General features: G+C 63.4%; 21 protein-coding genes and 1 other RNA gene. 17 read left to right on the forward strand and 5 right to left on the reverse strand.

Annotated features, from left to right (window positions below):
- Window positions 1-22: 22 nt before the first annotated feature.
- From HHL11_RS22605 to HHL11_RS22615, 3 genes are all read left to right on the forward strand, one after another.
- The gene (locus HHL11_RS22605; protein WP_169420814.1) at window positions 23-1,075 is read left to right on the forward strand and encodes a glycosyltransferase family protein; all 1,053 of its coding nucleotides are present in this window, start codon (window positions 23-25) and stop codon (window positions 1,073-1,075) included.
- Window positions 1,076-1,084: 9 nt separating this feature from the next.
- Entirely contained in the window at window positions 1,085-2,224 is a 1,140-nt protein-coding gene (locus tag HHL11_RS22610; RefSeq protein ID WP_169420815.1) for a glycosyltransferase family 4 protein, read from the forward strand.
- Window positions 2,225-2,298: 74 nt separating this feature from the next.
- Window positions 2,299-3,729 (forward strand): hypothetical protein, encoded by a 1,431-nt coding sequence (locus HHL11_RS22615; protein WP_169420816.1) that lies wholly within the window; start codon window positions 2,299-2,301, stop codon window positions 3,727-3,729.
- Between the two features lie 232 nt (window positions 3,730-3,961).
- Here the strand turns inward: HHL11_RS22615 and HHL11_RS22620 are convergent, their stop codons facing one another.
- Both HHL11_RS22620 and ssrA read right to left on the reverse strand, forming a co-directional pair.
- Entirely contained in the window at window positions 3,962-5,287 is a 1,326-nt protein-coding gene (locus tag HHL11_RS22620; RefSeq protein ID WP_169420817.1) for a glycosyl hydrolase family 28-related protein, read from the reverse strand.
- Between the two features lie 227 nt (window positions 5,288-5,514).
- Window positions 5,515-5,891, reverse strand: a transfer-messenger RNA (tmRNA) gene (gene ssrA, locus HHL11_RS22625).
- Window positions 5,892-6,002: 111 nt separating this feature from the next.
- Here ssrA and HHL11_RS22630 point away from each other — a divergent pair.
- The 4 genes from HHL11_RS22630 (at window position 6,003) to HHL11_RS22645 (ending at window position 8,075) form a co-directional block, all read left to right on the forward strand.
- A complete protein-coding gene (locus HHL11_RS22630) occupies window positions 6,003-6,368 on the forward strand; it encodes a hypothetical protein (protein ID WP_169420818.1) in 366 nt (121 codons plus the stop codon).
- A gap of 23 nt (window positions 6,369-6,391) precedes the next feature.
- Complete coding sequence (gene galE, locus HHL11_RS22635) at window positions 6,392-7,432, forward strand: UDP-glucose 4-epimerase GalE (RefSeq protein ID WP_169420819.1); 1,041 nt, start codon at window positions 6,392-6,394, stop codon at window positions 7,430-7,432.
- Between the two features lie 139 nt (window positions 7,433-7,571).
- Window positions 7,572-7,709, forward strand: coding sequence for a hypothetical protein (locus HHL11_RS22640; protein ID WP_169420820.1), 138 nt, complete (start codon window positions 7,572-7,574; stop codon window positions 7,707-7,709).
- Between the two features lie 183 nt (window positions 7,710-7,892).
- Window positions 7,893-8,075, forward strand: a complete 183-nt coding sequence (locus HHL11_RS22645; RefSeq protein ID WP_169420821.1) for a hypothetical protein — start codon at window positions 7,893-7,895, stop codon at window positions 8,073-8,075.
- 11 nt (window positions 8,076-8,086) lie between these two features.
- On the opposite strand, the gene HHL11_RS22650 is transcribed toward HHL11_RS22645, so the two are convergent.
- The 3 genes from HHL11_RS22650 to ompA form a co-directional block, all read right to left on the reverse strand.
- Window positions 8,087-8,749, reverse strand: a complete 663-nt coding sequence (locus HHL11_RS22650; protein WP_169420822.1) for an HAD-IA family hydrolase — start codon at window positions 8,747-8,749, stop codon at window positions 8,087-8,089.
- Window positions 8,749-9,462: a bifunctional 2-polyprenyl-6-hydroxyphenol methylase/3-demethylubiquinol 3-O-methyltransferase UbiG gene (gene ubiG / locus HHL11_RS22655; protein ID WP_169420823.1), complete on the reverse strand. Its 714-nt coding sequence runs from the start codon at window positions 9,460-9,462 to the stop codon at window positions 8,749-8,751. Before ubiG ends, HHL11_RS22650 begins: the two co-directional genes overlap by 1 nt.
- A gap of 94 nt (window positions 9,463-9,556) precedes the next feature.
- A complete protein-coding gene (gene ompA, locus HHL11_RS22660) occupies window positions 9,557-10,228 on the reverse strand; it encodes an outer membrane protein OmpA (RefSeq protein WP_169420824.1) in 672 nt (223 codons plus the stop codon).
- Window positions 10,229-10,475: 247 nt separating this feature from the next.
- Here ompA and gyrA point away from each other — a divergent pair, with 247 nt between their 5' ends.
- The 10 genes from gyrA to rfaD all read left to right on the forward strand — a co-directional run bounded on the left by gyrA (window position 10,476) and on the right by rfaD (window position 22,749).
- The gene (gene gyrA, locus HHL11_RS22665; protein ID WP_169420825.1) at window positions 10,476-13,100 is read left to right on the forward strand and encodes a DNA gyrase subunit A; all 2,625 of its coding nucleotides are present in this window, start codon (window positions 10,476-10,478) and stop codon (window positions 13,098-13,100) included.
- 119 nt (window positions 13,101-13,219) lie between these two features.
- Window positions 13,220-14,302, forward strand: a complete 1,083-nt coding sequence (pheA, locus tag HHL11_RS22670; RefSeq protein ID WP_169420826.1) for a prephenate dehydratase — start codon at window positions 13,220-13,222, stop codon at window positions 14,300-14,302.
- A 22-nt stretch (window positions 14,303-14,324) separates the two neighbouring features.
- The gene (locus HHL11_RS22675; protein WP_169421224.1) at window positions 14,325-15,197 is read left to right on the forward strand and encodes a prephenate dehydrogenase; all 873 of its coding nucleotides are present in this window, start codon (window positions 14,325-14,327) and stop codon (window positions 15,195-15,197) included.
- A 29-nt stretch (window positions 15,198-15,226) separates the two neighbouring features.
- Entirely contained in the window at window positions 15,227-17,248 is a 2,022-nt protein-coding gene (locus HHL11_RS22680; protein ID WP_169420827.1) for a bifunctional 3-phosphoshikimate 1-carboxyvinyltransferase/cytidylate kinase, read from the forward strand.
- An 89-nt stretch (window positions 17,249-17,337) separates the two neighbouring features.
- The gene (gene rpsA / locus HHL11_RS22685) at window positions 17,338-19,026 is read left to right on the forward strand and encodes a 30S ribosomal protein S1 (protein ID WP_169420828.1); all 1,689 of its coding nucleotides are present in this window, start codon (window positions 17,338-17,340) and stop codon (window positions 19,024-19,026) included.
- 48 nt (window positions 19,027-19,074) lie between these two features.
- A complete protein-coding gene (locus tag HHL11_RS22690) occupies window positions 19,075-19,380 on the forward strand; it encodes an integration host factor subunit beta (protein WP_169420829.1) in 306 nt (101 codons plus the stop codon).
- A gap of 37 nt (window positions 19,381-19,417) precedes the next feature.
- Window positions 19,418-19,702, forward strand: coding sequence for a LapA family protein (locus HHL11_RS22695; RefSeq protein WP_169420830.1), 285 nt, complete (start codon window positions 19,418-19,420; stop codon window positions 19,700-19,702).
- Complete coding sequence (gene lapB, locus HHL11_RS22700) at window positions 19,692-20,828, forward strand: lipopolysaccharide assembly protein LapB (RefSeq protein WP_169420831.1); 1,137 nt, start codon at window positions 19,692-19,694, stop codon at window positions 20,826-20,828. The genes HHL11_RS22695 and lapB overlap by 11 nt, the downstream gene beginning before the upstream one ends.
- The gene (rfaE1, locus tag HHL11_RS22705; protein WP_169420832.1) at window positions 20,825-21,754 is read left to right on the forward strand and encodes a D-glycero-beta-D-manno-heptose-7-phosphate kinase; all 930 of its coding nucleotides are present in this window, start codon (window positions 20,825-20,827) and stop codon (window positions 21,752-21,754) included. Before lapB ends, rfaE1 begins: the two co-directional genes overlap by 4 nt.
- On the forward strand, window positions 21,751-22,749 hold the full coding sequence (rfaD, locus tag HHL11_RS22710) for an ADP-glyceromanno-heptose 6-epimerase (protein WP_169420833.1): 999 nt from the start codon (window positions 21,751-21,753) through the stop codon (window positions 22,747-22,749). The genes rfaE1 and rfaD overlap by 4 nt, the downstream gene beginning before the upstream one ends.
- The last annotated feature ends 78 nt before the right edge of the window (window positions 22,750-22,827 follow it).

Genomic DNA, 22,827 nt, shown 5'->3' on the forward strand with positions numbered 1-22,827 from the left:
GCCACTGGGGATTCGAAACCAAATGGAGTGGGAGCAGGCTGCAGCAAGGCAGCTGGGCCTCGATTGGGATGTTCGAATCTTTTGCCCAGAAGGCTCCATCGAGAGGTCGGAGGTAGTCGTTTACGCTCCTGCGATCGGCGTGCCGGATTCGAGGCTTGCAAAACTCGTCACTTGGCTACGCGTCAAGATTGCATATTACAAGTGGCTGCGCGAACGCATGGCCGAAGTTGACGTGTTCATGCTTCGATATTACGTGCACGATCCGTTTCAACTACTCTTCCTACTGACCTGCAAGAAGCCAGTCGTATTGGTTCACCACACTCTTGAAGTGCCGGAGTTGTCGCTGCAGGGCCAGAGCGGTCGAATTCGAGCCGCGTTGGAATGGGCATTGGGACCTTTCTGCATTCGTGCGGCCTCTCTCATCGCGGGTGTGACGAATGAAATCGTGTCGTACGAGCTAGAACGCTCTAACGCACGAGCGAAGCCTAGATTGACTTACCCCAACGGGATACTCTATACAGATGCGACTGTCATCGATGATCGCGCCGATGGGCCTGAAATTATCTTTGTCGCCGGGCACTTTTCTGCTTGGCACGGGCTAGACCTGCTTCTCGATGCATTGGAGGCGTCTAGCGCCAACTGCGTCATACACTTGGTCGGTCAACTGAGTCGGGAAGATCAGGTTAGAGCGGATAGGGACTTGCGAATTCGATGCCATGGAGTGTTAAGTGCAGCGGCGATCAGGGATATTTCTCGGCGCTGCTCCTTGGGTCTATCGTCCTTGGCACTGCATCGCAACAAAATGAAGGAGGCTTGCACATTGAAGGTAAGGGAATACCTGATGATGGGCCTACCCGTTTACGCCGCCTATAAAGACGTATTTCCCACGGACTTTCCTTTTTTCAAAGAAGGCGCCCCCGACTTAGACCAGATCGTTGAGTACGCCAAGCAGTGCGCTTCGTTTTCCAGAGAAGAAGTTTCCAGTCAATCCCGCGTGCACATTGAGAAGTCGATTTTGCTAGGCCAATTCAAAAGTCAGCTTGCAGAGGCACTCGGTGGCCACATGACTATTTAGCCACACGATATGCGAATTGCGCTCTTTGCGAACACTGATTGGTTCATGTTCAATTTCAACAAATCTTTAGCCCAAGCTCTTCGAGCAAAGGGCAACGAGGTGATCCTAATTTCTCCCCCCGGACCTTATGGTGAAAAGCTTCGGCAGCTTGGCTTTCGATGGGTTCCTGCACCGATGGTTCGGCGGAGCCTGAATCCGCTTAGAGAACTGGCTTTGATAATTTGGCTGGCTCGGCTGTTGAAGCGAGAGCGCGTCCAATTACTCCACGGCTTCACGATTAAATGCGCAGTCTATGGCTCTATCGCCGCGCGTTTTTCTGGAGTTGACGCGCAAGTAAATGCCGTGGCGGGCATGGGTTATGTCTTCACCAGCAACAGTGTGAGAGCGCGCATATTGCGTCCGCTGGTTCGCGCACTACTGAAGTTTGCACTTATCGCACCGAACTCTCGGCTAATTCTATTGAATCAGGATGATCAACGGATGTTCTTGGATTTCGGATTGGCCGATTCCAACAGCATTAGAGTGCTGCCTGGCGCCGGAATCAACTGCCAGCGCTTTGCACCACCTCGTCTGCGATCATCGAACTCGCGCTTTCGCGTGCTCTTGCCGGCTCGGATGCTGTGGGACAAGGGCATAGCCGAATATGTGGCCGCCGCAGGCCTAGTGCGAGGCATGGGACGAACCGACATCGAGTTCCTACTCGCTGGAGCGCCAGACACGGGTAATCCGGCCGCAGTTCCGGAAGCTTTGTTGCGCGAGTGGACTGAGAGTGGTGTCGTCTGTTGGCTCGGCCACACTGATGACATGCCCGCCCTATTCGCATCAGTCGATGCCGTAGTCTTACCAAGCTATAGAGAAGGGCTACCAACGGGTCTCACGGAGGCAGCTGCTTGCGAGCTTCCTATCATTACCACGGACGTCCCGGGTTGTCGCGAGGTTGTTTCTGACGGAGTGGACGGCCTCCTGATTCCGGTAAAAGATCCGGAGGCAATCGCGAGAGCCGTTGTTCGGTTGCGGGACGATGCAGATTTGCGGACACGGTTAGCCAAATCGGCCCGGCAAAAGGCTGTAGCTCTTTACGATGAAAGTGTTGTTATTGATAAGACGCTGGGAATCTACGGGGAGCTATTCCGAGAACAGATTGCTTAGTTTCGGCGTGGCTGACGACCACAGCAGCGGCCGCAAATGGACAGGCCAAGAGTTTAGGTTCTATGGAGTTATAGATGGCGAAAATTCTCTGTTATGAACTCAACGAGGTTCCTTGGAGAGTCGTCGACCTTTATGTCGATCGATTTCCAAAATCCAGCTTGGCGCAGCTCCTCCGAAGCGGCGCTTCGCAGATCACGACGCACACAACTGATAGTGGAGAACTTCACCCGTGGAGCACGTGGCCAACGATGCACCGCGGGGTGAACAATGACGAGCACAATATACGTTACATCAATCAAGATTTGTCTTGCGCCGCTCAGAGACCGCCAATTTGGGATCTGCTGACGAGAGCCGGCAAATCAGTAGGCATTGCCGGGTGTCTGCAGAGCTACCCGCCCGTGGCCAGGGATGAAATGTTGTTTCATATTCCGGACACGTTTGCTCCGGAGTCCGACACCATTCCCGCCAAGTACTCACGCTTTCAATCTCTTAACTTAAAACTGACGGGCGAGAATCGTGCGGTCGCGGGGGCCTTGAATATTAGCGATTTCTTTGCAGGGCTAAACCTCTTTTCCGCTGGCCTTTCCGCCGACAGCGCTGTCAGGCTGGCTCGTCACTTAGTTCAGGAGCGCCTGAACCCTTTGCACAAGCGCCGACGAGCCACAATGCAGGCATACGTCGCATTCGATGTGTTTTATGACGCGTTGGTCGCGTCGCAGCCTTCTTACGCCGCGTTCTTCAGCAATCATGTGGCGGGGACGATGCATCGATACTGGAAGTACGCGTTTCCGAGCGACTTCGGATATGCGCTTGGCGATTCGGCTGAGGAAAAATTTCATTCAGGTACGATTTTGCACGCTATGAGCATATTTGACGGACAGTTGGCTCGTCTTATGCAATTCGCGAATGAAAACGGCTACGAAGTAGTGATTGCTTCGAGCATGGGCCAAGAAGCAATCGAGCGCGGCGAGTATCACCCTGAACTAATGCTTGAATCATTATCCAACCTCTGCCGCACGATAGGTTATACCGCGCCCGTGCGCATGAATCTCGCAATGCAACCGGACCTTGCGTTGGAGTTCGAGGACGCTGATGCACTCCAAAGATTTCTTCGATGCGTTCAGGAACTCCGTAATTCCGATGGCGAATCTGTGCTTCGGAAACGCTACGACCAGCAAGGGCTTACGCTGAACTTGTCTATCGGTTCAGGCAAGTATCCAGCACGAGACGGGGCGGTATTTTTCAAAGGACAGTCTTTCGATCTGGCGGATGCGGGGTTCCGCATAATCAGCAGGGACCAAGGTACCGGTTACCATCAGCCTGAAGGAATGCTGATTTGGAAAGGTCCGAATCAACCCTCGGTTGAGATCCGAGAAGTATTCGATAGCCGACAATACGCGCCCACCGTTTTGAAGGCCATGGGCGTCGAGGCACCGGCGTACATGATGCCAGCCATATCTGCTGTGCGACAGTGCCCGCCGCAGACGGCGGGAATGTTGCAGTAGGGCAGAACCTTAGGGCCAGAACCTTAGGGCCAGTAAGCTGGGCGAACAAGTTGTAGGAGCGCGCTTGACGAGTGCACCCTAGCAGATCAGGCTTAGCAAGCGACACTGCCGCATGCAAGTCACACGGCATGCAGGCTCATTGACGACTTGGTTGAGCACAATGCTGGAGATCGAGGGTGCACTCTGAAGGACAAGACACACTTAACTTAGCATCTCCGTCCTCAAATGCGCACTAGTTGGGCACTCGGAGGACCTTGAATCCCCGTCCACCGCTGTCTGGCACACCGACGGTTACTCGCGACAACGTTCCCTTGCTGACGTCCCAAAGCATCATCGACGTACTGCCTGAGTTCTTGTCATCGTCAATCCGCAGGCGTTCGCCGCCACCTATGTTTGTCCTGTGCCCGGTTGCGGCCGACATCACAAGGCTCCCAGAAGACGGAGGGGTCCTAATTTGCAGGTTGTCTCCCGAATCAAGGCCAATCAATGGTCTCGTCGCTCCTCCCGCATCCTGCCAAGCGATCTTGTTTCCGTTCGTCAACAGCACGTCCATCCGATCGACCGGAAGTAGGCCGGTCGAGTTCTTAATCAAAGCTGCGATCTTCAGACCAGGTCTGGCTGCCGTGAACGGCAATATGGTATTGCTCTGTCCTTGATCCTCAAGCGTCGCCTCTAGGAGACCACCAAGGAGCACCATATTCAGTCCGCTCTTCGGCGAACACACGACGGCCTTTCCCGAACTGAAATCCCAGATCATTCCCTCGACAACGTTATATCGCCCCCTCAGGTTAACGACGCTCCGTGAATGAGCTGTCACCGTCTGATACTCGATCCTGAAATAGTTCCCGTCAATGTCTGCACCGTCATTGCTAGTTGTCATCTTCACAAGGTCGACGGTTCCTATTGCACGCAGTCTGATATCGTTTCCGTTAATCCAGCCATCCGACTTAGCGCCTTCCTTCTCGAGGTGTACTCCAACTTCCATCCCATCGATACTCGCGTCGATATGCGCCCCGTAAATTCTCGCGGAATCCCCTTGAACCTTTAGCAGGAAGGCCGTCCCGGCGCCCATACCAAGGCGCCCCACGACGCGAGTCCGCACTACCGTCGGCTCAACGCCGCGAAATCGCGGGGAGTTCTCGGATCCATCAAACGTGAAAGCATTGCTCGAGAAGACGGCCCCCCCACGACCGGACACGTCCACAGTACCGCCATCGAATCGACTACTCGGCTTCATCCGGAACAGGTCAAGGTTGGCTGTATTGAGAAAAACCGCACCCGTGTCGGCAACAACGCTTACGCGGCTCTTCACGATGACTGTCGAACCAATCCGGTAGGAACCAGGAGGAACGCGCAACTCACCGCCTCCACGTAAGTTGATGGCGTCGATGGCCGCTTGTATTCCCTGCGCGTCGTTGCTTCTTCCATCTGCTCTAGCACCGAACTCCAATACGGTTGGAACTGCCCCGGAAATAGGCGCAATTGGCGTGGAAGAAGTGATCGGTGCTTGCGCAACCGCAACTGCGCGCTGATCAGCTCTAACTGCAGCGGGCAGCAAGAGCGCGACTATAGTTTCGAAAATGTTACGGCGATTCGCCACGGCGCGTTCTCCCCTTTAAGTAAGCCTGCCTAGTAAATGACCTTACCGTCACAATAACGGATAGTGCCAATTTCGCACGGCTTACCTTATTCTTCGGGGACGCCAATCAGCGGCTCGAATGGCCGCTCAACTGTCCTCGCCGCGCAATTGCGCCGGACAAAAAGAACAGAATTTCAAGAATAAATTGGTGGAGCTGGCGGGAATTGAACCCGCGTCCGCAAGCCTTCTCCGAGCAGTTCTACATGTTTAGCGATCTGTTTTGGATCTCGCCACTCGCGTCGCGCAGTCGCACTGCTACGCCAGCAGCCAGTGCCCTTGGATCTCGCCTCCGGGCAAGGCACCCGCCCGGAAGCCAGCCAATGTTAAGTACCCTTGCAGCTAGGACCTTGCGACCCTAACCCAGCCCATCGGCCAACTGTTGCAAGGCTCACCGGCAATTAAGCGGCGAGGGCGAAACGTTCGTCGTTCGCAGTTAGTTTGTTTCAGCTGGATTAACGAGGTACTCTGACCCTCGACATGCCCTGCTGCGTGTCCGAACCCACGTCGAAACCGGTGCAGCCCCAGGAAGTCGTAGTTTACGCCATCCAGGCATTCTTCAAGGGGCGCCTTGAGTCATTCCGTCTCCCGCGGCCGGTCAGGGCACGGTCAGTGCTCTCGGCCTATCGTACTAGGCATGAAGTCTGCCCTTGCTGTGCTCGTTATCGCTGCCGCCGCGCAAGCTTCGGCCCAGACATCGTTGGATCCGTACGATTGGGGCCAGCGGAGCGTCAAGGGCACTTATCAGTCTCCCCTCGCTACTTCGAAAGACGCTTACGACTGGGGACAGTCCGAGACTCAGTCGCAGTACGGTGGATCAGAGGCTGCGGCGAAGTACCGGATGCACAGTGCAGTGACTAAGACACCGACGCATAAGTCCAAAGATGAGGTTACTTCCACGGAAGCGACCGATGCCGGCGTAGGCACGTCCTTGTCAAATCTGGTCATCCAACAGCATCGGCTGAACGGTATCGGCATGCCGAAGGACAGCAGCAAGCCTTGACAGGCGGGATATAGTCCCGCCCCATGTCTGAACATCCAAGGATCCTCCTCACTGGCGGCGCGGGCTACATCGGCAGTCACACCTTTGTCGCCATGCGCGCGGCTGGTTTCGAGCCGGTAATCCTCGACAACTTCGCCAACAGCCATCCCGCTGCGATCGACCGCCTCGAACGCATCACTGGCCAAGCGCCGCTGGTGGAACGAGGCGACGTGCTGGACACCCGCTGGGTGGAAGCGGTCCTGCGCCGACACCAACCGGCAGGCGTCATCCACTTTGCCGGAGACAAGGCGGTTGGAGAGAGTGTCGCCCAGCCGCTCAAGTACTTCCACCACAACCTCGGCGGCGCAATCAGCCTCTTCCGAGCGATGGAAGCGGTGTACTTGAGCGGCGCAGTGGCACCTACGCTGGTGTTCTCCAGCAGCGCCACTGTCTACGGAGACCCGGCAACAGTCCCGATCACCGAAGACTTCCCTCGAAGCCATACCAACCCCTACGGCCACACCAAGCTCGTCATCGAAGAGATGCTCGCGTCGATAGGAATCGCACAGCCTTCCTGGCGTATCGGCGTTCTCCGTTACTTCAACCCGGTAGGCGCCCACCCTAGTGGCCTAATCGGCGAGGACCCGGCGGGCACCCCGAACAATCTCATGCCCTACGTGACGCAGGTCGCCGTTGGCCTGCGCCCTCACCTCAACGTATTCGGCAGCGACTACCGCACCCACGACGGCACGGGTGTTCGCGACTACATCCACGTTGTCGACCTCGCAGGAGGCCACGTAGCGGCCCTGCAAGCGCTCCTGGCAGACAAGGGAAGCTTCACCGTTAACTTGGGCACCGGACGCGGCTACAGCGTCCTGGACGTCGTTCGCGCGTTCGAAAAGGCCAGCGGCAAGCCGGTGCCCTACAAACTTGTGGACCGCCGGCCAGGCGACGTTGCGAAGTGCTTCGCCGATCCAACGCTTGCAAAGCAGCTCCTCGGCTGGGAAGCAAAACTTTCGTTGGACGACATGTGCGCCGACGCTTGGCGGTGGCAGTCGCAGAACCCCCACGGTTACACAGACTAACAAGCGAAAACTTCCGCTTACCCCGCGGCCCGGCTTATCCTTTTGGGTGAGGACAAGAGGGGGATACAAGCGTATGCCGCAGTTCGCACCGTGCTCATGCCGGACTTCAGAGCTGGCGCGCGTTCCACGCGCAGGCTGGATGAAGCTCCTGTTTCCGTCGCGCTCGCTGTACCAATGCAGCCAGTGCCGGGACGTTTTCCTGTTGACGCTCGAGAAGGTCGTCGAGCTCAAGGCCGCCACTCTTCAGAAGCGCGCCGCCGCGTCTGCACCATCCTGAGGCGCCGTTACACCGCGTAACGTGCCACTGGCAAGCGATATCTCACCGCTTGTCAGCAGACTTCAAAAAGCCGCGGCGCAATTACCACACCCCTGTGAAGACTGCGTGACTTGACTACACTTTCCCCACAGAATTTCTCTTGCAGAGCAAGCAACAAGAAGTTCTAACCGGGAGCCAGTTGTGATGACTACCAAGTCGATGGGATTCGAAGCAACCAGCCAGTTCAACGAGGGTCGGCATTCCGAACCCTGCCGCCAAGCCACCTTCCACCTCTTGTTCGGCCAACAGGGCAAGCCGCAACTATGGCTGCTTGTGTTGCTGGCCCTGTGGGGCGTCGTGATGGCCGTGTCGATCGGGACGCCCTAGGCGCCCGTTCGTCAAGCTGCCAGCAGCGGCAGCAAAGCCAGGGGCGTGTCGATCCGCAGGTCGGCGCCCCAGGCGGCAACGTCGCCGCCCGCGCCCAGGTAACCGTAGGTCGCCGCCACGGTTCGCATCCCCGCCGCCTTGCCGGCCTGCACGTCGCGCAGGTCGTCCCCCACGTAGACACATTCGATGGGCTTCACGCCCACCTGCCGCGCGGCCTCCAAAAGGGGCGCAGGATGCGGTTTCGAGTGCGGGGTGCTGTCACCCCCAACCACCGTCCGCGCGCTGGCGAAAAGGGGCATTCCGCGCGTCAGGGGGGCCGTGAAGCGCATGGACTTGTTCGTCACCACACCCCAGGCCACGTCGCGCTGCAGCAGCGTTGCTATGAGCTGCGCAACCCCTTCGAAGACGTAGGTGCGCTGCGTCATGCAGCCCTCGTAGTTGCGGAAGAACTCTTCCCGCATCGCCGGGAACTCCGGGTGCTCGGGCGTCATGCCGAAGGCGATGCCCAGCATGCCGCGCGCGCCGGCGCCGGCCATCGGCCGGTACATCTCGTAGGGCAGCGACGGCAGCCCGCGGTCCGTCCGCATCTTGTCGGCCGCAGCGCCCAGGTCCGGGGCGCTGTCGATGAGGGTGCCGTCCAGGTCGAAGAGGACGGCCTTGATCTGTTCGAACATCAGGGTCTGCGCGCGGCAGCCAGGTAGTTGACGCTCGTGTCGCCCGAGAGCCAGTAGCGCCGCGTCAGCGGGTTGTATTCCATGCCCTTGGCCTCCTGCAGCTCCAGGCCGGCGCCGCGCGTCCAGGACGCCAGCTCGCTGGGCTTGATGAACTTCAGGTATTCGTGGGTGCCGCGCGGCAGCAGGTTCAGCACGTACTCCGCACCGACGATCGCGAACAGGAAGGCCTTGGTGTTGCGGTTGATGGTGGAGAAGAACACCCAGCCGCCCGGCTTCACCAGCTGCGCGCAGGCGCGCACCACCGATTCCGGCTTGGGCACGTGTTCCAGCATCTCCATGCAGGTCACCACGTCGAAGCTGGCCGGCTGCTCCGCGGCCAGCGCCTCGGCGCTCACTTCGCGGTATTGCACGTTGGGCGTCTCGGCCTCCAGCGCATGCAGCTGTGCCACGCGCAGGGCCTTGCCCGCCAGGTCGATGCCCAGCACGTCCGCGCCCTTGCGCGCCATGCTGTCGCTCAGGATGCCGCCGCCGCAGCCGATGTCCACCACCCGCTTGCCCGCCAGCGGGCATTGGCCTTCGATCCACTGCAGGCGCAGCGGGTTGATGGCGTGCAGGGGCGCGAACTCGCTGTCCGGGTCCCACCAGCGGTGGGCGAGCTCGGAGAACTTGGCCAGTTCCGCCGGGTCCGCGTTGGTTTCGAGCGTTTCGGTCATGGGCAGCAGTCTATTGTCGGTGGCTCAGCCAGTGAGCAAATGAAAAAAGGGCCCGCAGCGCGGGCCCTTTGTGCAGCTTTTGGCGTCCGTGTGCTTACGGGTTGGCGCGCGTGCCGACCACTTCGATTTCCACGCGACGGTTCTTCGCGCGGCCTTCGGCGGTACGGTTGTCGGCCACCGGCTGGGTCAGGCCCTTGCCTTCGGTGTACACGCGGTTCTTCTCGATGCCCTTGGACACCAGGTAAGCCTTGACGGCTTCAGCGCGGCGAACCGACAGCTTCTGGTTGTATTCCTTGGTACCGATGGAGTCGGTGTGGCCCACGGCGATGATCACTTCGAGGTTGATGCCTTGGATCTTGCCGACCAGGTCATCCAGCTTCGCCTTGCCTTCGGGCTTCAGGACGGCCTTGTCGAAGTCGAAGAACGCGTCGGCAGCGTAGGTCACCTTGGTGGCGGCCGGCGGTTGCGGAGCGGGCGCCGGCGGACGAGCGGCCGGGGCGGGAGCCGGAGCGGGCACGACGGCCGGAGCCGGGGCCGGGGCAGCTTGGCGAACCAGCGCGCCATCGCAGCCGACAGCGGCGGTGGCAGGCGTCCAGTTGGCATCGCGCCAGCACAGTTCGTTCGTGCCGTTGCGCCAGACGTATTCGCCCGTGCCGTTCTGCCAGTTGTCAACGACGTTTCCACCGTCCGCAGCAGGCACAGCACCAGCTGCGGAGGCCAGCGCAGCGGTGGCGAACAGAACCGCCACTTTGTTCAGTTTCTTCATGGTTCTCCTCTTGGGGAAAAGATTCGCAGCTGCGCTGCGTCAAAACTACGTCCTTAGTGACCAATTCACCAGTTACGTCCAGCTCATTGTGCCATAGGGGATTACACAATCAACCGCTGGCTCAGGTGGGGCCCGTAGGACAAAACCGCATTCCCCGTCTCTTGTTGCTCCGCAGCGACAGGGTTCGGGGAAAGTTAAAATCAAGGGTTTCGCGTCTCAGCCGTCGCACCGAAAGCCGCCCCAAAAGATGACCTCTTTCGCCAAGGAAACCCTGCCCGTCAGCCTCGAAGAGGAGATGCGTCGCAGCTATCTCGATTACGCCATGAGCGTGATCGTGGGCCGGGCCCTCCCGGATGCCCGCGACGGCCTGAAGCCGGTGCACCGGCGCGTGCTGTTCGCCATGCACGAGCTCAACAACGACTGGAACCGGCCGTACAAGAAGTCGGCGCGTATCGTCGGTGACGTCATCGGCAAGTACCACCCGCACGGGGACCAGTCGGTGTACGACACCATCGTGCGACTGGCGCAGGACTTCTCGATGCGCCACATGCTCGTCGACGGCCAGGGCAACTTCGGCTCCGTCGACGGCGACAACGCCGCGGCCATGCGGTACACCGAAATCCGCCTGGCCAAGATCGCCCACGAGATGATCGCCGACCTGGACAAGGAGACGGTCGATTTCGGGCCCAACTACGACGGCAGCGAGAAGGAGCCGCTGGTCCTGCCCTCGCGCCTGCCCAACCTGCTGGTCAACGGCTCGGGCGGCATCGCGGTGGGCATGGCCACCAACATCCCGCCGCACAACCTCAACGAGGTCGTGGATGCATGCCTGCACATGCTGCGCAACCCCGAGGCGACCATCGACGAACTGATGGAGATCATCCCGGCGCCGGACTTCCCGACGGGCGCGACGATCTACGGCATCTCCGGCGTCAAGGAGGGCTATCGCACCGGCCGCGGCCGCGTGGTGATGCGCGCCAAGGTGCACTTCGAGGACATCGACCGCGGCCAGCGCACCGCGATCATCGTCGACGAGATCCCCTACCAGGTCAACAAGAAGACCTTGCAGGAGCGCATGGCCGAACTGGTGCACGAGAAGAAGCTCGAAGGCATCAGCCACATCCAGGACGAGAGCGACAAGTCCGGCATGCGCCTCGTCATCGAGCTGAAGCGCGGCGAGGTGCCCGAGGTCGTCCTGAACAATCTGTACAAGCAGACGCAGCTGCAGGACACCTTCGGCATCAACATGGTGGCGCTGGTCGATGGCCAGCCGAAGCTGTGCAACCTGAAGGACCTGGTCACCGTCTTCCTGCAGCATCGCCGCGAGGTGGTGACGCGCAGGACGGTGTTCAACCTGCGCAAGGCCCGCGAGCGCGGCCACGTGTTGGAAGGCCTGGCCGTGGCGCTGGCCAACATCGACGAATTCATCCGCATCATCCGCGAGAGCCCCACCCCGCCGGTGGCCAGGACCGAGCTGATGAACCGCGCCTGGGATTCGTCCCTGGTGCGCGAAATGCTCACGCGTGCCCGCACCGACGGCAGCGTCATCAACGCCGACGACTACCGGCCCGAAGGCCTGGAAAAGCACTACGGCATGGGCGGCGACGGCCTCTACCACCTGTCGGACACGCAGGCCGGCGAAATCCTGCAGATGCGCCTGCAGCGCCTGACCGGGCTGGAGCAGGACAAGATCGTCGCCGAGTACCGCGAGGTGATGGCCGAGATCGATGACCTGCTGGACATCCTGGCCCGCCCGGAGCGCGTGTCCACCATCATCGGCGAGGAACTCACCGCGGTGCGGACGGAGTTCGGCCAGACCAAGGTCGGCGCGCGCCGCAGCACCATCGAGCACAACGCGCAGGACCTCGCCACCGAGGACCTCATCACGCCCACCGACATGGTGGTGACGCTCTCGCACTCCGGCTACATCAAGAGCCAGCCGCTGTCCGAGTACCGCGCCCAGAAGCGCGGCGGCCGCGGCAAGCAGGCCACGCAGACGAAGGAAGACGACTGGATCGACCAGCTCTTCATCGCCAATACGCACGACTACCTGCTCGCCTTCTCCAACCGCGGCCGCCTGTACTGGCTGAAGGTGTGGGAAGTGCCGGCCGGCTCGCGCGGCTCGCGCGGCCGGCCCATCGTCAACATGTTCCCGCTGCAGGAAGGCGAGAAGATCAACGTGGTGCTGCCGCTCACGGGCGAGTTCCGCAGCTTCCCGGCGGACCACTACGTGTTCATGGCCACGTCCATGGGCACGGTCAAGAAGACGGCGCTGGACGAATTCAACAACCCGCGCAAGGCCGGCATCATCGCCGTGGACCTGGACAAGAACGACTTCCTGGTGGGCGCGGCGCTCACCGACGGCAAGCACGACGTCATGCTGTTCTCCGACGGCGGCAAGGCGGTGCGCTTCGACGAGAACGACGTCCGCCCGATGGGCCGCAACGCGCGCGGCGTCAAGGGCATGCAGCTCGATGAAAGCCAGGGCGTCATCGCCATGCTGGTCGCCGAGGACGAGACGCAGAGCGTGCTGACAGCCACCGAAAACGGCTTCGGCAAGCGCACGCCGATCGGCGAATACACCCGCCATGGCCGCGGCACCAAGGGCATGATCGCCATCCAGCAAAGCGAGCGCAACGGCAAGGTCGTGGCCGCCACGCTGGTGCACACCGACGACGAGATCATGCTGATCACCGACCGCGGCGTGCTGGTGCGCACCCGTGTCAGCGAGATCCGCGAGCTGGGTCGCGCCACGCAGGGCGTCACCCTGATCGGCCTGGACGAAGGTTCCAAGCTCAGCGGGCTGCAGCGGATCGTCGAGAACGACGCCGCGGCGCCGGAGTCGGAATCGGACGAACCTGCTACGGAATGACCCTTGCAGGGTGCGCAGCTCGCTGCGCACCGCGCGAGGACGCCCACGACCTCGTCCGGTATAGTTACGCCTAGTTCCACTTGGGCCCGGCACACGGGCCCAAGTCTTTGTTTGATTCCATGGCAAAAACCCTGTCCGAGCTGCGCATCGCCATCGACACCGTCGACCGCGAGCTGCTGCAGCTGCTGAACCGCCGCGCCGGCCTGGCCAACGAGGTCGGCGAACTGAAGCGCGGCGAAGGCTCGCCCGTCTTCCGCCCCGAGCGCGAAGCGCAGGTCATCAACGGCCTGCAGGCCGCCAACCCCGGCCCGCTGAAGGGCGAAAACATCGCGCACATCTGGCGCGAAGTCATGTCGGCCTGCCGCGCCCTCGAGGCGCCGCAGCGCGTGGCCTACCTGGGCCCGCACGGCACCTTCAGCGAGCAGGCCGCCCTGCAGTTCTTCGGCTCCAGCATCGAGCACGTGCCCTGCTCCAGCATCGACGAGGTGTTCCGCGCCACGTCCGGCGGCAGCGCGCAGTTCGGCGTGGTGCCGGTGGAGAACAACACCGAGGGCGTGGTCACGCGCTCGCTGGACCTGTTCCTCAACACGCCGCTGCACATCGTCGGCGAGACCAGCCTGCTGGTGCGCCACCACCTGATGCGCACCACGAACTCGCTGGAAGGCATCGAGGTCGTGGTGGCCCACCCGCAGGCGCTGGCGCAGTGCCAGGCCTGGCTCAACACCCACCTGCCCAACGCGGAGCGGCGCGCCGTTTCCAGCAATGCGGAAGGCGCGCGCCTGGCCGCGGGCCACCCGAACTGGGCGGGCATCGCCGGCGAACGCGCGGCCGCGGAGTTCGGCCTGCACATCGCGGCGCACGCGATCCAGGACGACGCCTTCAACCGCACCCGCTTCGCCGTGGTCTGCCTGCCGCAGACGCTGCAGGCGCCTGAGGCTTCGGGCCGCGACTGCGTGAGCCTGATCGTCTCCGTGCCGAACAAGCCCGGCGCGGTGCACGACATCCTGGTGCCGCTGAAGCAGCACGGCGTCTCCATGACCCGCTTCGAGTCGCGCCCGGCGCGCTCGGGCCAGTGGGAATACTATTTCTACATCGACCTCGAAGGCCACCCGGCGCAACCGCAGATGGCGGCGGCGCTGCAGGACCTGCGGTCCCTGTGCGCGTTCTACAAGGTGCTGGGCACCTATCCCCTCGGCGAATAAGAAGACTTAAGACATGGCAGCGATGTTCGAGCAGCTTGGATTGATCGGGTGCGGCCTGATGGGCGGCTCGTTCGCCCTGGCCGCGAAACGCGCGGGCCTGGTGAAGCGCGTGGTCGGCTACAGCAAGTCGCCCTCCACCACCGAACAGGCGCGCCGCATGGGCGTGATCGACGTCGAAGCGCCCTCCGCGCTGCTGGCCGTGTCCGGCGCCGACATCGTGCTGCTGGCCGTGCCGGTGGCCGCCACCGAAGCGACCTTCAAGGCCATCCGCCACCTGATCACGCCCAGCATGCTGATCATGGACGTCGGCTCCACCAAGCGCGACGTCGTCGATGCGGCGCAGCGCGTGCTGCGCGACCACGTCAGCTCCTTCGTGCCGGCGCACCCGATCACGGGCAAGGAAGTGTCCGGCGTGGAGCACGCGGACCCCGAGCTTTACAGGGGCAAGCAGGTCATCCTGACGCCGGTGGAAAAGACCAATGGCGCGCACCTGAGCCGCGCCCAGGCGCTGTGGGAAGCCATGGGCTGCCACGTGCAGCAGATGGCGCCCGAAGCGCATGACGCCGCCTTCGCGGCCGTCAGCCACCTGCCGCACCTGCTGGCCTTCGCGCTGATGCACGGCATCGTCAACCAGCCCCTGGGCAAGGATTTCCTGGGCCTCGCCGGTCCCGGTTTCCGCGATTTCACCCGCATCGCCGCCGGCGACCCCAAGCTGTGGCGCGACGTGCTGCTGGCCAACCGGCTGGAGCTGGTGGAGCAGGCCAAGATCTTCCAGCGCAGCATGATGAACATGCTGAAACTGGCGGAAGATGGCGACGGCGACCAGCTGCAGGCCATGATCGAGCAGGCCAGCAACTCCCGCGCGCACTGGCGCATGGGCCAGAAGGGCAAGTAGGACGCGGCCGGTGCGGCCGCGAAGCATCCATGTTCACGACCGCATTCCTGGACCTCCCGCCGCTGGAGGAAGCAGCCGGCACCGTGGTGCTGCCCGGCTCGAAAAGCATTTCGAACCGCGTGTTGTTGCTCGCGGCCTTGTCCGCAGGCACGACGCGCGTGCACGACCTCCTCGACTCCGATGACACACGGGTGATGCTCGATGCGCTGCGCGCGCTGGGGTGCAGTGTTGTGCATCAGGGCGATGCCGTCGAAATCACAGGGGCGCACTGGGCCCCCGCCTCCGCGGGGGTGACGAAGAACGCCGCCGCGAAGCGGCTTTTCCTCGGAAATGCGGGCACCGCCATGCGCCCCCTCACCGCCGCCCTCGCCCTCATGGGCGGCGACTTCGAACTGAGCGGCGTCCCGCGCATGCACGAACGCCCCATCGGCGACCTCGTCGACGCCCTGCGCTCCCTCGGCTGCCGCATCGACTACCTGGGCAACGAAGGCTTCCCGCCGCTGCGCGTCCACCCGGCCCCGGCCCTCAAGCTCGACGCCCCCATCCCGGTCCGCGGCGACGTCTCCAGCCAGTTCCTGACGGCACTGCTGATGGCGCTGCCCCTGGTGGCCACGCGCGACATCGTGATCGAGGTGGTCGGCGAGCTGATCTCCAGGCCCTACATCGAGATCACGCTGAACATGCTGGCGCAGTTCGGCATCCAGGTGCGACGGGAAGGCTGGCAGCGCTTCACCATCCCCGCCGGCAGCCGCTACCAGTCGCCCGGCGAGATCCACGTGGAGGCCGATGCCTCCTCCGCCAGCTACTTCGTCGCCCTCGGCGCGATTGCCGCCCAAGGCAAGCCGGTGCGCATCGAAGGCGTCGGCGCCGCCTCCATCCAGGGCGACATCCGCTTCGTCGACGCCGCCCGCCAGATGGGCGCGGCCGTCACCAGCGGCCCCAACTGGATCGAGGTGAGCCGCGGCTCCTGGCCGCTGCAGGCGATCGACCTCGATTGCAACCACATTCCCGACGCCGCCATGACGCTCGCGATCATGGCGCTGTACGCCGACGGCCCGACCACGCTGCGCAACATCGCCAGCTGGCGCGTCAAGGAAACCGACCGCCTGGCCGCCATGGCCACCGAGCTGCGCAAGCTGGGGGCGGACGTCGAGGAAGGCGCCGACTACCTGCGGGTGGCCCCGCCGCCGCACGCCAACTGGCGTCCGGCCAGCATCCACACCTACGACGACCACCGCATGGCCATGTGCTTCGCGCTGGCGGCCTTCAACCCCGCTGGTTGCCCGGTGCGGATCGAAGACCCCAAGTGCGTGGGCAAGACCTTCCCGGACTTCTTCGAGACCTTGTTCGAGGTGGCCCGCACGGACGTCGTCCACGTGCCCGTGATCTGCGTCGATGGCCCCACGGCCTCCGGCAAGGGCACCCTGGCCTCCGCAGTGGCCCACCGCCTGGGCTACCACTACCTGGATTCGGGCGCCCTGTACCGCATCACCGGCCTCGCGGCCACCCGCGCCGGGCTGAGCCTGGACGTGGCCCACGAGCACACCATCGCCAGGATGGCCGGGAACCTGGCGATCAAGTTCACCACCGCCGGGCGGGTGCTGCTGGATGGCCATGACGTGACGGATGCCATCCGCACCGAAGAGGCCGGCATGAACGCCTCCAAGGTGTCCGCCCTGCCCGCCGTTCGCACCGCCCTGGTGGCCCTGCAGCAAGGCTTCCGCCAGCTGCCGGGCCTGGTGGCCGACGGCCGCGACATGGGCACGGTCATCTTCCCGGACTCGGGGCTCAAGGTGTACCTCACCGCCAGCGCCGCCCAACGTGCCGACAGGCGGTATAAGCAGTTGATTTCTAAGGGGATTTCCGCTACACTCCCCGGTCTTCGCGCAGACCTCGAGGCACGCGACGCCCGCGATTCCGGTCGCTCCGTCGCCCCCTTGAAGCCCGCAGAAGATGCCCTCCTCCTCGATAACTCGAGCCAGACGGTTGAAGAATCGGTGGCAACGGTGTTGGGGTGGTGGGGTGAAAAACGGCCGTTAGCCCATAGCTGACGCGATTGGCCCCCGACACTCCCTCCGCGCAGCAAGCGCACCGGTGGCGGGGATCGACAACCTAACCCGCGGAGCAATCCGCAAACTCAATGTCTGAATCTTTTGCCGCCCTGTTCGAGGAATCGCTGCAACGCGCTGAAATGCGCGCCGGCGAAGTCATCACCGCCGAAGTCGTCCGCGTGGAGCACAACCACGTCGTGGTCAACGCCGGCCTGAAGTCGGAAGCCTACATTCCGATCGACGAATTCAAGAACGACCAGGGCGAAGTCGAAGTGCAAGCGGGCGACTTCGTGTCCGTGGCCATCGACGCCATCGAAAACGGCTACGGCGACACCATCCTGTCGCGCGACAAGGCCAAGCGCCTCGCCTCCTGGATGTCCCTGGAGAAGGCCCTCGAGTCCGGCGAATTCGTCACCGGCACCACGACCGGCAAGGTCAAGGGCGGCCTGACCGTCCTGGTCAACGGCATCCGCGCCTTCCTGCCCGGCTCGCTGATCGACACGCGTCCCATCAAGGACCTGACGCCCTACGAGAACAAGACCCTGGAATTCAAGGTCATCAAGCTCGATCGCAAGCGCAACAACGTGGTGCTGAGCCGCCGCGCCGTGGTGGAAGCCTCCATGGGCGAAGAGCGCGCCAAGCTGATGGAAACCCTGAAGGAAGGCTCCATCGTCCGCGGCGTGGTCAAGAACATTACCGAGTACGGTGCGTTCGTGGACCTGGGCGGCATCGACGGCCTGCTGCACATCACCGACATGGCCTGGCGCCGTGTCCGCCACCCGAGCGAAGTGGTCACCGCCGGCCAGGAAATCACCGCCAAGATCCTCAAGTTCGACACCGAGAAGAACCGCGTGTCCCTGGGCCTGAAGCAGATGGGCGACGATCCGTGGCTGGGCGTTTCGCGCCGCTACCCCAACGGCACCCGCATGTTCGGCAAGATCACCAACATCGCCGACTACGGCGCGTTCGTGGAACTCGAGCCCGGCATCGAAGGCCTGGTGCACGTCTCCGAAATGGACTGGACCAACAAGAACGTGGCCCCGTCCAAGGTCGTGTCCCTGGGTGACGAAGTCGAAGTCATGGTCCTCGAGATCGACGAAGACAAGCGTCGCATCTCCCTGGGCATGAAGCAGTGCAAGGCCAACCCCTGGCAGGAATTCGCGCAGAACACCAAGCGCGGCGACCGCGTCAAGGGCCCGATCAAGTCGATCACCGACTTCGGCGTGTTCGTGGGCCTGGCTGCCGGCATCGACGGCCTGGTGCACCTGTCCGACCTGTCCTGGAACGAAGCGGGCGAGCAAGCCGTCCGCAACTACAAGAAGGGCCAGGAAGTCGAAGCGATCGTGCTGGGCGTGGACGTCGACCGCGAGCGCATCTCCCTGGGCATCAAGCAGCTCGATGGCGACCCGTTCGCCACCTTCACCTCGGTGCACGACAAGGGCTCCGTGGTGACCGGCAAGGTCAAGACCGTCGACCCGAAGGGCGCCGAGATCGACCTGGGCGAGGACATCCTGGGCTACCTGCGTGCCTCCGAAATCAGCCGCGACCGCGTGGAAGACGCGCGCAACGTGCTGAAGGAAGGCGACGAAGTGTCCACGGTCATCGTCAACATCGACCGCAAGACCCGCAACATCCAGCTGTCCATCAAGCAGAAGGACATGATCGACGAGCAAGGCGCCATGGCGCAGCTGTCGCAGCAGTCCGCGCGCGAACAAGCTGGCACCACCAGCCTGGGCGCCCTGCTGCGTGCCAAGCTGAACGACCAGGACCGTTCCTAAGAAGAACCTTCACCGCGGGGGCCCTGCCCCTGCGGTGACAGCTCGCCTATGACCCGATCGGACCTCGTCGAAGAACTGGCCTCCCGCTTCAGCCAGCTGACCCACCGCGACGCCGAATACGCCGTCAAGACCATTCTTGACGCGATGAGCGAGGCGTTGGTGCGCGGGCATCGGATCGAGATCCGGGGCTTCGGCAGCTTTTCCATCAACCGCCGCCCCCCGCGCATGGGCCGCAATCCCCGTTCGGGCGAAAGCGTGCACATCCCGGAAAAGCGGGTTCCCCACTTCAAGCCGGGCAAGGCCCTGCGCGAGGCGGTGGACCAGCGGACGGCCGAGATCGAGGGCGCCAAATAGCCAGGTCCTACAATGGCCCCCACCCCCGGGGAGCCGAATGAAATACGTTGCATGGCTGCTCAAGGCAGCCATTTTTTTTACCCTCTTCGCCTTCGCCCTGAACAACCAGCAGGACGTGACGGTGCACTTCTTCTTCGGAACGCACTGGACGGCGCCGCTGGTGCTGGTGGTGCTGGCCGCGTTTGCCGCGGGCCTGGCCATCGGCGCGCTGGGCATGGTGCCCCGCTGGCTGCGGCACCGCCGCGCCGCGCGCCTGGCGCGCTACGAAGCCAGCACGCTGCTGGGCCCGCAGACGCGCGCCGGCAACCCGCATGGACTTTGACCTGACCTGGCTCCTCTGGGGCCTGCCGATCGCGTTCGGCCTGGGCTGGCTCGCCTCGCGGCTGGACCTGCGCCAGCTGCGCATCGAGAACCGGCTGGCGCCCAAGGCCTATTTCCGCGGCCTGAACTTCCTGCTGAACGAACAGCAGGACCAGGCCATCGACGCCTTCATCGAGGCGGTGCAGAGCGACCCCGACACCTCGGAGCTGCACTTCGCCCTGGGCAACCTGTTCCGCCGCCGCGGCGAATACGAGCGCGCCGTGCGCGTGCACGAGCACCTGCTGTCGCGGGCTGACCTGTCCCGCGCCGACCGCCACCGCGCCCAGCACGCCCTCGCCCTGGACTTCCTGAAGGCCGGCCTGCTGGATCGCGCCGAGGAGGCGCTGCGCAAGCTGGAGGGCACGGCCTACGAGGAGCAGGCGCTCCTGGCCCTGCTGGCCATCTACGAGCGCTCGCGCGACTGGCCGCAGGCCGCCGAGATCGCCCGCAAGCTGGAAGCCGGCGGCAGCGGCGGCCAGTTCGCCGGCCGCCAGGCGCACTACCTGTGCGAGCAGGCCGCCAGCGCCGCGCCGGAGGAAGCCGAAAAGCTGCTGCAGCAGGCGATGCGGCTCGCGCCCAACGCCCCGCGTGCCCGCATGGAGCTGGCGGCGCTGAAGCGCCGTGCCGGCCAGGCGCAGGAGGCCTTCGAGCTGCTCACCAACCTGGCGGCGGAAGTGCCTTCGGCCATCCCGCTGCTGGCCCGTCCCTTCACCGAGAGCGCCAAGGCGCTGGGCCGCGAGGCCGAGGCGCGCCAGATCCTCGAAACGAGCTACGCGCAGATCCCCTCGCTGGACGTGCTGGAAGGCATCACCTCGCTGGAATCGGAGCCAGAGGCCGCCCGCGCCTGGTACGTGGACCACCTCAAGCGCGAACCTTCGCTGGTCGCCGCCGCCAAGTGGATGACCGGCGAGAAGCTGGAACACGAGCAGTTCCACCCCGACGTGCAGCGCGCGCTGGACCACCACACCAAGCCGCTGACGCGCTATCGCTGCGCGGCCTGCGGCTTCGAGGCCAAGACATTCTTCTGGCAGTGCCCCGGTTGCCAGTCGTGGGACAGTTATCCGCCTCGGAGAGTCGAAGAACTATGAATCCGACCAAGCAACAACTCGCCAATGCGCGCGTCCTCGTCGTCGGCGACGCCATGCTGGACCGGTACTGGCACGGCGCCGTGGAGCGCATCTCGCCCGAGGCGCCGGTGCCGGTGGTCAAGGTCACGCGCGAAGAGGAACGCATCGGCGGCGCTGCCAACGTGGCCTACAACGTCAGCACGTTGGGCGCGCAGGCCAGCTTCCTGGGCGTGGTGGGCGACGACGAACCGGGCCAGAAGCTCGAATCGCTGCTCACCGCCACCGGCATCCAGGCCCACCTGAAGCGCGACCCCGCGCTGCGCACCACCGTCAAGCTGCGCGTCATCGGCCGCCAGCAGCAGCTGCTGCGCATGGATTTCGAGAACGAGCCGGACCACGAGGTGCTGGCGCAGCAGAACGAAGCCTTCGCCCAGCTCGCGCCGCAGCACGGCGCCGTGCTGTTCTCCGACTACGGCAAGGGCGGCCTCGCCCACATCCCGGCGATGATCGCCAGCGCCCGCGCGCAGAAAAAGGCGGTGCTGATCGACCCCAAGGGCGACGACTACTCGCGCTACGCCGGCGCCACCGTCATCACGCCCAACCGCGCCGAACTGCAGGACGTGATCGGCCGCTGGGCCAGCGAAGCGGAGCTGGTGCGACACGCGCAGGAACTGCGCCGCGAGCTGAACCTGGACGCGCTGCTGCTCACGCGCAGCGAGGAAGGCATGACGCTGTTCGACGACCAGGGCGAGTTCAGCGTGAAGGCGCAGGCGCGCGAGGTGTTCGACGTCACCGGCGCCGGCGACACCGTCATCGCCACCCTGGCCACCATGGCCGCCGCGGGCCTGGGCCTGCGCGCAGCGGTGCCCATCGCCAACCGCGCCGGCGGCATCGTCGTCGGCAAGTTCGGCACCGCCACCGTCTCCTACGAGGAACTCTTCCAATGACACGCGTTGTCGTCACCGGCGCGGCCGGCTTCATCGGCTCCAACATCGTCAAGGGCCTCAACGCCCGCGGGATCGACGACATCATCGCGGTCGACGACCTGACCCAGGGCGACAAGTTCCGCAACCTGGCCGACCTGCAGATCGAGGACTACGTCGACGCCGACGACTTCTATTCCATCTTCGCCGAGGGCGGCTTCGGCAAGGTCGATGCGGTGTTCCACGAGGGCGCCTGCAGCGACACGATGGAGACCGACGGCAAGTACATGATGGAGAACAACTACGGCGTCTCGCTGTCGCTGTACGAGTCCTGCATGGAGCACGGCGCGCGCCTGCTGTACGCGTCGTCGGCGGCCGTCTACGGCGGCTCCGACAACTTCCAGGAGACGCCGGCCTTCGAGCGGCCGCTGAACGTCTACGGCTACAGCAAGCTGCTGTTCGACCAGCGCATGCGGCGCGAGTGCGGCCTCGACTTCAAGCGCAACAAGCACCAGGTGGTGGGCTTCCGCTACTTCAACGTCTATGGCCCGCGCGAACAGCACAAGGGCCGCATGGCCAGCGTCGCCTTCCACCAGTTCAACCAGTTCTGCGAGAACGGCAAGGTCAAGCTGTTCGGCGAATACGGCGGCTACGGCCCCGGCGCGCAGACGCGCGACTTCGTCTACGTGGACGACGTGGTGGCGGTGAACCTGTGGTTCTTCGACCACCCGGAGAAGTCCGGCATCTTCAACCTGGGCACCGGCCGCGCGCAGCCCTTCAACGACATCGCACTGGGCGTGGTGAACGCGCTGCAGGAAGGCGGCGTGCCCACCGCCGAAGCAGCGGTGCAGCAGGGCCTGCTGGAATACGTGCCCTTCCCCGACGCGCTGCGCGGAAAGTACCAGTGCTACACCCAGGCCGACCTGACCAGGCTGCGCGCCGCCGGTTGTGACCATGTGTTCGACGACGTGGCAAGCGGTGTCGCGAAGTACATGCAGGTACTGGCCACGCGGGATTAGGGTAAGTCTGGTCCCGGCTTTCGCCGGGAGGGCGTTTCCTCGCGTCAACTTTCCCTTGTCCCGGCCCGTTACGGAATC

The organism is Ramlibacter agri (assembly GCF_012927085.1).
Classification (GTDB): Bacteria; Pseudomonadota; Gammaproteobacteria; order Burkholderiales; family Burkholderiaceae_C; genus Ramlibacter; species Ramlibacter agri.

Coding starts and splice junctions, on each gene's coding strand:
- HHL11_RS22605 (WP_169420814.1), top strand. CDS start 23: ATGGAGTGGGAGCAGGCTGCAGCAAGGCAGCTGGGCCTCGATTGGGAT.
- HHL11_RS22610 (WP_169420815.1), top strand. CDS start 1,085: ATGCGAATTGCGCTCTTTGCGAACACTGATTGGTTCATGTTCAATTTC.
- HHL11_RS22615 (WP_169420816.1), top strand. CDS start 2,299: ATGGCGAAAATTCTCTGTTATGAACTCAACGAGGTTCCTTGGAGAGTC.
- HHL11_RS22630 (WP_169420818.1), top strand. CDS start 6,003: ATGAAGTCTGCCCTTGCTGTGCTCGTTATCGCTGCCGCCGCGCAAGCT.
- galE (WP_169420819.1), top strand. CDS start 6,392: ATGTCTGAACATCCAAGGATCCTCCTCACTGGCGGCGCGGGCTACATC.
- HHL11_RS22640 (WP_169420820.1), top strand. CDS start 7,572: ATGAAGCTCCTGTTTCCGTCGCGCTCGCTGTACCAATGCAGCCAGTGC.
- HHL11_RS22645 (WP_169420821.1), top strand. CDS start 7,893: ATGACTACCAAGTCGATGGGATTCGAAGCAACCAGCCAGTTCAACGAG.
- HHL11_RS22650 (WP_169420822.1), bottom strand. CDS start 8,749: ATGTTCGAACAGATCAAGGCCGTCCTCTTCGACCTGGACGGCACCCTC.
- ubiG (WP_169420823.1), bottom strand. CDS start 9,462: ATGACCGAAACGCTCGAAACCAACGCGGACCCGGCGGAACTGGCCAAG.
- ompA (WP_169420824.1), bottom strand. CDS start 10,228: ATGAAGAAACTGAACAAAGTGGCGGTTCTGTTCGCCACCGCTGCGCTG.
- gyrA (WP_169420825.1), top strand. CDS start 10,476: ATGACCTCTTTCGCCAAGGAAACCCTGCCCGTCAGCCTCGAAGAGGAG.
- pheA (WP_169420826.1), top strand. CDS start 13,220: ATGGCAAAAACCCTGTCCGAGCTGCGCATCGCCATCGACACCGTCGAC.
- HHL11_RS22675 (WP_169421224.1), top strand. CDS start 14,325: ATGTTCGAGCAGCTTGGATTGATCGGGTGCGGCCTGATGGGCGGCTCG.
- HHL11_RS22680 (WP_169420827.1), top strand. CDS start 15,227: ATGTTCACGACCGCATTCCTGGACCTCCCGCCGCTGGAGGAAGCAGCC.
- rpsA (WP_169420828.1), top strand. CDS start 17,338: ATGTCTGAATCTTTTGCCGCCCTGTTCGAGGAATCGCTGCAACGCGCT.
- HHL11_RS22690 (WP_169420829.1), top strand. CDS start 19,075: ATGACCCGATCGGACCTCGTCGAAGAACTGGCCTCCCGCTTCAGCCAG.
- HHL11_RS22695 (WP_169420830.1), top strand. CDS start 19,418: ATGAAATACGTTGCATGGCTGCTCAAGGCAGCCATTTTTTTTACCCTC.
- lapB (WP_169420831.1), top strand. CDS start 19,692: ATGGACTTTGACCTGACCTGGCTCCTCTGGGGCCTGCCGATCGCGTTC.
- rfaE1 (WP_169420832.1), top strand. CDS start 20,825: ATGAATCCGACCAAGCAACAACTCGCCAATGCGCGCGTCCTCGTCGTC.
- rfaD (WP_169420833.1), top strand. CDS start 21,751: ATGACACGCGTTGTCGTCACCGGCGCGGCCGGCTTCATCGGCTCCAAC.